Below are 8,357 nucleotides of genomic sequence, written 5' to 3'. Positions count from 1 at the left end.
CGCGGCCGCCGCCGCCGTCCGCTTCGCCTGCACGCGGGTCTGGACGATCGTGACCACGCCGCCCGTGACCAGCAGGGCCAGCGCCGCCCAGCCGATCCCGCCGACCCGGTTGCGCTCGCCGCCGCGCGCCCAGAAGAACCCGACGATCCCGGAGAGAAGCGTGAGGCCCGCGGCGAGATAGGGCAGGACGTCCGCGGGGCCGATCACCGGCCCTCGCCCGCCCGGCCGCGATCCGCCGTCATGCGTTCTGCCAGCAAGGCCGCACCGGCCCGGTTCGGTACATGCGCGCCTCCCCCGCGTTCGGATGACCCTGCGTTCGGATCGGCCCCGCGTTCAGATGGGATTGGCCGGGTAGGGCAGGGCCGGCGCGCGATAGGGTCCGCCGGCGGGGTACCACCGCCTGACCGCGGCATCGCAGGCGACGTACCCCCAGTTCATCAGCCGTTCCTGCAGGGCGGCGGGCATGGCGCTGAGCCTGGTCGGCGTCGCTGCCAGCTCGCGCGTGCGCGCAAGCGGCGCGGGCAGCGAGTCGGGCAGGCCGAGGCTCCCGGCATCGCCGCCGATCCCCCAATAGGCGCCGCGTCGGTGCAGCGGGTTGGCGTCGTCCAGCTTCAGCGTCTCGATCAGCTGCCGCGTGCGGACGTCGCCGACCTGATTGTCGATGATGTCGATGATGCGGCGGGTGTGGCCCAGCCAGTCCGACGCCGGCGAGCCGTCCCGCGCCAGCGCCGCGCCGCCGTTCGACACGAACAGCGTGCGGCATCGCTTGAACACCGTCTCCAGCCCCAGATTGTCGTACACGCCGCCGTCGGTAAGCGCGATGTCCCGGAGGAAGGACGCGTCCACCCCCGCCTCCACGGTCGTGAAGTCGGCGGGTCCGACCTTGAGCACGAAGGGCGACAGGACCGGCGGGAAGGCCGACGAGGCGGTCACCGCGTCGGCCAGGCGCAGCCGGGGGGCGGCGATCTCTCCCACCTGCCAGTCGCGCGCGCGGGCGCGGCTGAACCGCCACAGCGAGCCCGTCTCGACGTTGGTGGCGTTGATGACGAAGACCGGCGCGACCGGCAGGTCCTGAAGCGTCGCGTCGCCGAACAGGTGGCGCGCGTATGCGGCGGCCACGCGGTCGCCGACCGAGCCCGGCAGGAACACGCCGCCAAGGACCGCCGACACGTCGATGCCGGTCCCCGCCATCCGGCGGATCGGCTCGACCACATGCCCGAACAGCGCGTCGCGGCTGGTGACGCGCGGCCATTCCAGCGCCAGCTTGGCCGACGTGATCGACCCGCCCGATACGCTGGAGATGCGGGCGGCGCGGCCCAGCAACCCGGTCTCGTACAGCCGCACGATCGCGCCCGCGTGGAACAGCATGGCGCGATAGCCGCCGCCCGACAGCGCGATGCCGATCGCGTCGTCGGGCGCGCGGGCGCCGTCCCCATTCCCGTCCCCGTCCCCATCCCGGACCGGCGGCGCCGGATCGGCCATGTCGCGTTCCTCCCTGGTCAGAACCTGCACGATCGGGCCTTCGCCAACGGGCGGGAAGCCCGCGCCGGCCGACCGGTGTCAGCCGCCGTCATCGTCCCCGCCGACGTCGGCGTGATCGGTCATCACCGCTGGCTCGGTCGCGTCCAGCGCCACCGGCCGGCTGGCGAGCGCCTTGATCGCGGGATCGCCCGGATTGGTCAGGTGGCCGTCCGCGTCGAACGCCGCGCCCATCACATATTCCACCTCCAGCCGCGTGTAGGCGGGGTCCCAGTGGACGTTCTCCGGCACGTGGCAATGGCCGTAATGGCCGCCCTGCGTGGCCCAGATCTTCGGATCGCGGTTGTGGCCGCCGGGATCGGCGCCGTCGACGGGCGGGCGGGGCAGGCCGGACGGCCATGTCCTCGACACCCCATGCGTGTCCTCGATCCAGCGGCACAGCCGCGCGACGTTGCGCAGCGTCTGCGGGTTCTTCGGCGCGCCGGCGAAGCCCACCACCTCGATCTGCACCGCGCTGGCGCGGTTGGTCTCCTCCTCGCCCTTCGCATGGACCAGCGCGCGCCCCGCGACGCCGGTGTCGATGTGCTGATAGACGCTGGTGTGGTCGACCGTGAAATGCGGGTCGGAACGGCCCCTGGCGAAGGCCGCGAACGCGCCGGCGGCGCTGGCCCCTTCCGTGGTATGGTGGACGATCCGGTACGGACCCGTCAGGTTCGACCCCGAAGAGCCGCTGATCGGATGCTGGGTCGCGAACGGGCATTGCGCCATGTCATTTGCCTCCCGGAACGGAGCCGAGATCGGCTTCGGCGATGAACGCGGTGCGGAACGCCCCCACCTTCGCGGCCAGGTTCGGGCGGATGCCGGCCAGCGCCTGTGCGTCGACCGACAGGCTGCCGAAGCTGCGGCGCAGTTCCGTGCTGCCCTTGTGGAGCTTGAAGAAGAGCACCTGCGTGATGACCTCGTCCGCCACGAGGGCGAAGGCCATCACCTCGGCCATCAGCCCCTGCGCCGGGTCGTGGCGGACGGACGTGATCTGGAACCGTCCAATTCTGCCGTGCCGGGTGCGCTTGTCGAACAGCGTGATGAACGGCTGGTCCGCGTTGATCTGGTGCAGCCCGTTGAGCACCGCCACCACCGCCACCAGCGCCGCCGGCCCGGCGACCGGCGCCAGGAAGGTCGAGATCACCCCGATCACCGCCTGGTGTACGTCGAAGCCGCCGCTATCGAGGCTGATCGCCGCCGTCTCGCGCTGCTGCTCGATCCAGCCGAGCCCCAGCAGCGTCTCGAAATAGGCGTTGAAGAACGCCATCGGATCGGCGTCGTCCCCCACCTTGTGGATCGCGACGAGTTGCGAGAACAGCGACGAGTCGGTGATCGCCTGGCGGAACTCGGCCTCTACCCCGGTGGTGAACGAGACCACGTCCGACCCCACCACCAGCGCCTGGTCGCGCGCGGCGTCGAAGGACGGCAGCCCGCCGCCGCTCTCCGGCGCGTCCGCGGCGAACGCCTGGGCGGACGGCAGGTGGGCGGTCTGGATCAGCGTTCGTGCCTCGGCCATGGTCATGCGCTTGGTCCTTCCATCAGCGGGTATTCGAGGAACAGGTCGGTCTCGACGAGCCGGTCGAGGAAGCCCTGCGGGATCGCGGTCACGTCCGGGTCCGCGCGCAGCCGCTCGTTCTGGGCGGCGGTGCGCGCGGCGGACGGATAGCGGCGGTCGTTGCGCAGGATGCGGCCCCCGGTCTGTGCCTTCAGCGCCGCCCGGACGCGCGGGTTGGGCATCTGCCAGCCGCCGGCGCCCTGGCGCCTCGCCAGCTCCTCGTCGGTGGGGATCATCGCGAACAGCCGGTCGTTCGTCATGAGCGCCAGCCCGCGCGCCGCGAGCGTCGCGTTGTGGCTGCCGTGGTGGCCGACCTTGTAGAGCAGCGTGCGCGCGAGCAGCTGGTCGATGGTGACGGGCGAGCCGTCGGGCGTCTTGTAGGCCTGGTTGCCCCAGGACAGCCAGTTGCCGACCTGGGCGTCGCCCGGGAACAGCATCACGTCCCGCGCGTCGTCCGGCAGCTCGAAGGCGAGCGCCAGGCTGGTGTTGTTGGTGTCGCTGTCCATCTTCAGCGCCATCGCGCCGGCCGTCCCCAGCCAGTCGGCGTCGATCCGCCGCCGGTCCATCGCCGCCTTCTGCCAGTCCGCCATGCCGGCGGTGCCGTGATAGTGGCGGCGAAGGAACTCGCACGAGCGCAGGTCGTCGCCGTCGCCGGCCGCCAGCCTCGCCTCCATGTCCGCGATCGTGAAGCGGCAGTAATCCGGCGCGAAGGGCGAGTCCCTGGCCGGATCGGGCAGACCGCCGTCGGCCAGGCGCAACAGCTGCCCCCCATCGACGGTGGGCGCGTCGAGATACGTCTCCGGGGTCACGGCCGACGGCGTGTCGCGGAACAGCAGCGGCAGGTCGCGCGGCGGTCCGAGCACATAGGCGGGCAGCGACACCGGACCGGGCGTGCGCCGCGTCTCGCCCGGCCGCAGGTAGCAGACCTCCCCCGCCCCCGCCTTGAGCCTGGCGAGTATGTCGCGGGTGGTGAGGCGTGGCCGGTTCTGTGACGAACCCGCCACGGGCTTGCCCATGAACGCATCGACGCCGCCGAGCTTGCTGCGCGCCGCGTCCGGGCCGAACGGCGTGTCGCCGTCGCGTATCCGGCCGGCGATGCTGGCGAGCGCGAAGCCGGTGCGGTCGAACCGCGTGCGCAGGCTGTTCGCGAGCGGGTCGGCAGGGTCCTCCGTCCATGCCATCCATGCGGTCCCGATCGCGAGTTTCGCAGGATCGAGCAGCACGTCCGCCGCCTGCGAAAAGCCGGACAGGTGGTCCCAATGCTCGTGCGTCACGATCAGCAGGTCCAGCCGCCCGGCGCAGGTCGAGACGATGTCGGCGGCGACGGCCCGCATCCGCTCCGCCGCCTTCGGGCTGCCGAGCAGCAGGCCGCAGTCGATCAGGATGTGCGAGCGGACCTCGCCCGCCTCCAGCCGGATCAGGAAACAGTCGCCCAGCAGCCCGCGATGGTCCCCGATCCCGTCGACGCTCCCGTCTGCGCTCCCGTCGGGGATCGGGTCCAGCGCGCGGTACATCCGGACATGGACCTGCTCGGGCGCCACGCCGACGTGCGCGTCCACCGCCGCCGCCACCGCGTCCGCCGCCGCCACGCCGTCCGTCACCATTCCCAGCCCCGGTGCAGCAGCGCGAACGGTTCGTCGCCGCCCATCATCCCGGCGGCGCCGGTGTCGTCGCCGGTGCGGAAATCGCGCTCCGCCTGCAGCCGCTCGTCGCAGTCGATGCGCTTGCGGATGATGCGGATCAGCCGGCCGTCGCGCAGGTCGACATGCAGGGTCGCGCCGCCGCGGAACCAGAAGTCCGGGTCGGCCCAGCGCGCGGCGCCGATCTCGTCGCTGCGCCCGGCGTCGGCCGCCGCCTGTTCTCCCTTGTCGAAATACGCGCGCCGGCGCTGTATCAGGTGGACGATCAGCTGGTGCAGCTCCTCGCCGTTCGGGCCGGCGCGGCGCGCGAGCCGGGCGGAGTTGACCTCGAACAGCGGCGTGTCGTCGTCGCGGCTGGTGATCGAGCGGAGCGGCGGCACCGGCGCCTTGCGCAGCCGGTGGTCGTGCGCGAGCAGCCGCATGCCCAGCAGCCGCTCCCAATCCTCGTCGCCCGGCGTGTCCGCGTCTAACCAGGCGTGGATCGCGCGCTGGTTGTGGAGCACCACCCGCATCGACAGTTCGCGCAGATTGCGCGGGCCGCCGAAATCGGCCTGCGCATAGGCGACGCGCCGGTCGCCCCCGCTTTCCTGGCCCCCGCTCCCTTGGCCCCCGCTCCCTTGGCCGTCGAACGCGACCGAGAGCTGGAGCTGGGCCAGCAGGCCCGCGAACATCGCGCTCAGCGGATCGTCGGTGGCGCCGGTGATCGCCGCGAACTCCCGGTAGTCCGCACGGTCGGGCGGCGCCCAGAGCAGGCTGTCCGGCGCCATGGAGATGCAGCCGGGGACGGTGATCCGGCGCTTGCGGAACGCCTCTACGAAGGCGACGCGGTAGCGCAGGGGATCGTCGGGCACGAGATCGGTGTCGGCGGTGACGATCGCGCGGAGATACTCGCCGAACCGCAGCGCGACCGGCGGGATATAATCGAGCGCGCGTACGCACATGCGCAGCACATGGTCCGCCGCCTTTCCCGCTTCCGCCGCCAGCCGGTCGACCAGCTCGGGCGGCAGGTCGAACGCGTCGCCCGGGCCGGTCGACCGGCCGGCGGCCGACCGGCGGCCGAGGCGCATCAGGTCGGCGGTCCGCCGTTCATAGATGGTGACGAACGCGTCGAACACCGCCGCCACCAAAAAGCCGCCGCGCTTGTGCGGCTCGACGGTGGTGGCCAGCGTCGGCGGGGGCGTCGGCGGAGATGTGGGCGTGGACGCAGGCGCAGGTGTGGGCGCAGGCGTAGGTGTGGGCGTAGGCGGGGGCGCGGAGCCGGTCCCGCCCGCGGCCTGCGCCTCGGGCGTCAGCAACTCGATCAGCGCATAGCGCAGCGCGCCCTTGGCGCCGGTCGCCCGCCCGAACTGCTGCGCCAGCCCGGTCAGCAGGCCGAGCTCGCGAAGCGATCCGCCGCTGCGCGCCAGCTCGTGCCGCACCACCTCGTTCATGCCGAAATGCTGCATCAGCGCGACGATGTCGGCGAAGGCCTCGTGAAAGGCGAGCGCGTCCACGGTCGCCGGCTCGATCGAGCGGCGCTGGATGCCGTGCAGGATCGCATGGGTCGTCTCGTGCGCGACGATGTCCTGCGACAGGCAGGTGAAGATCCAGTTCGAGTCGACGGCGCCGGCACCCGACCCCGTCCCCGATCTGGTTGGGCGGAAATAGCCGAACAGCAGCGCCCGCTTCTCCGGGCTGTAATAGGCGTTCGCCTCCCGCAGCGCATGGGGATAGATGCGCAGCCGCGGCGTGAAGTTGCCGAGCAGTGGGTCCTGATCGGGCCGGATCGCCTTGTCGCCCGCCCACAGCACCACCCGCCCCAGCGCCCGTTCGAACGAGCGGATGGTCCGCATCGCGACCGCGAACACCATCTGCTGATGGAATTGCGGCCGGCCTTCCGATGGCGGCAGCCCGTCCTGCGCGAGCAGCACCGGGTCGTCGAGGTCGACCGGTTCGTAGAACACGCCGGCCCCGGGATCATAGTCGACCACTTCCAGATAGTCGTTGACCGGCCCGGGCTGGAGCCCGCCCTCCCATCGCGTCTCCCAAGGCAGGCGCACCACCACGTCGTTGATGACGGCGGTCTGCAACTCCACGGACGCCTGCGGGTCGAACGCATAGGTCCGCAGGCGCCGCGCCGGCGGCAGGGGATAGTCGTCGGCGGATGCCCTGACGTACACGCCACCTCCTTTGGATGTATCCCGTCGCGACACCCCGCCGCGATCCAGACACCCTGCCGGCCCAATAGCTTGCCGGCCCGATGCCTCGCCGGTCCGACACCTCACGATGTGCAGACGACTCGCTTCCGGCGGATGAACTATGGGCAAACCCTGCACTTCTTTGCAAGACCACCCACCCGACGATCGAATGGACGGGATCGCAGCCACCGACCCCATGCCACAAACCGTGGATACTTGGATCGCTAGTTAGGGATCAACTCTTGGACGCGCGAGAATGACGCTCCAGCCGCGCGTTGAACGACTTGTCGACGGAAGACACCCTGCCGGTATACCGAAAACACGCCGACGCTATATCTCTGCTACTATCTATGGTCGCGACCATCGCGACGTCCAACATGACTTTATTGACGGCTCTACTGCCATCTTGTCGTTGATCCATGGAAGTACGTCACCGCGATGACTCGCTATCCGCCGGGATGCCGGTTTATACTTTATCGTTACACGATCGGTAAATCATCGTTCCCGTCACCTCGTACCGCAAGTCTCGGAGCGGTCGCCGATCGGCCCGCAAAGCCTGCGTCGTCGGCACACAGGCGGTTCCGGTCTGATGCAAGCCGGTCCTAAGCGTCGCCGCACCCATCGCCGCCCGGACGACCGCTCCGGGCGACTAGTGCCGCAACAGCGCCACCACGCCCTCGAAAACGGTTGCGCCGGCGAGCGGGCCGAGCAACAGCATCAGCAGGTTGAAGCCGATGATCCAGGCGATCATCCGCTCCTGGCGGACCGTGATCCGCCGCCTGGGCGGCTTGGGGCGCCACGGCTCGGGCGGTGGCCAGCCATTGTGATCCAGGAACATCGCGGGCCTTTGGTCGAGAGGTCGTTGCTAAGCGCCGACTCGGCGACCGATGCAAGCCGGGCCGTCGCGCCGGCCGCCACCCGTCCGCGATCCTATCCCCGCAAGACCGCGCCTTGCCTCGCCGCCGCCGCCACCACCTTGTCGGCGATCGCCTTCAGCTCGGCGTCGGTGAAGCTCCTGTCGCCCGGTTGCATCGTCACCTCCACCGCCATCGAGCGGACGCTCCCCTCGTCGGTGGCGCGCTCGAACAGGTCGAACAGCCGGACGCCGACGATGCTGGTCTTGTCGGCGCCGCGAACGCTGCGCAGCAGCGTGTCGGCGGCAAGGGCGGCGGGGACTGTGAACGCGAAGTCGCGGCGCACCGGCTGGAGCGCGGGCGGCGCGAACGGCGCGCGCATCCGCCCCGAGTCGCGTCCCGCGTTCCTGGGTACGGGGACCGCGTCGAGGTATATCTCCGCCGCCGCGACGGGACCGTCGAGATCGAACGCCTTGAGCAGCGCGGGATGGAGCATCCCGAAGGCGGCGAGCACGGTCTTGGGGCCGAGCCGCAGGGTGGCGGACCGGCCGGGGTGCCATGCCGGCCCCGCATCGCCGGCGACGGCCAGGCTGTCGACCGGCGCGCCGGC

Annotated in this window: 7 protein-coding genes and 1 pseudogene; all 8 read right to left on the bottom strand. The window is 71.1% G+C overall.

Annotated elements, in window-relative coordinates; translation table 11 throughout:
* On the bottom strand, positions 1–207 hold a 207-nt coding region (locus tag HUV01_RS09300), incomplete at its 3' end, for a hypothetical protein (RefSeq protein ID WP_174298003.1).
* 126 nt (positions 208–333) lie between these two features.
* On the bottom strand, positions 334–1,482 hold the full coding sequence (locus HUV01_RS09295) for a patatin-like phospholipase family protein (protein WP_174298004.1): 1,149 nt from the start codon (positions 1,480–1,482) through the stop codon (positions 334–336).
* A gap of 78 nt (positions 1,483–1,560) precedes the next feature.
* Entirely contained in the window at positions 1,561–2,247 is a 687-nt protein-coding gene (locus HUV01_RS09290; protein WP_174298002.1) for a peptidoglycan recognition protein family protein, read from the bottom strand.
* 1 nt (position 2,248) lies between these two features.
* Complete coding sequence (locus HUV01_RS09285) at positions 2,249–3,043, bottom strand: hypothetical protein (protein ID WP_174298001.1); 795 nt, start codon at positions 3,041–3,043, stop codon at positions 2,249–2,251.
* Entirely contained in the window at positions 3,040–4,677 is a 1,638-nt protein-coding gene (locus HUV01_RS09280) for an MBL fold metallo-hydrolase (protein WP_174298000.1), read from the bottom strand. Before HUV01_RS09280 ends, HUV01_RS09285 begins: the two co-directional genes overlap by 4 nt.
* Positions 4,674–6,875, bottom strand: coding sequence for a hypothetical protein (locus HUV01_RS09275; protein WP_174297999.1), 2,202 nt, complete (start codon positions 6,873–6,875; stop codon positions 4,674–4,676). The genes HUV01_RS09280 and HUV01_RS09275 overlap by 4 nt, the downstream gene beginning before the upstream one ends.
* 667 nt (positions 6,876–7,542) lie before the next feature.
* On the bottom strand, positions 7,543–7,731 hold the full coding sequence (locus HUV01_RS09270; RefSeq protein ID WP_174297998.1) for a hypothetical protein: 189 nt from the start codon (positions 7,729–7,731) through the stop codon (positions 7,543–7,545).
* Between the two features lie 92 nt (positions 7,732–7,823).
* Positions 7,824–8,357, bottom strand: a pseudogene (locus HUV01_RS09265) (phenylalanine--tRNA ligase subunit beta); the annotation flags it as partial.

The organism is Sphingomonas bacterium (assembly GCF_903643035.1).
GTDB lineage: Bacteria > Pseudomonadota > Alphaproteobacteria > Sphingomonadales > Sphingomonadaceae > Sphingomonas.
The sequence above is the reverse complement of the archived record's forward strand: the minus strand, read 5'-3'. Positions and strand labels throughout refer to the sequence as shown.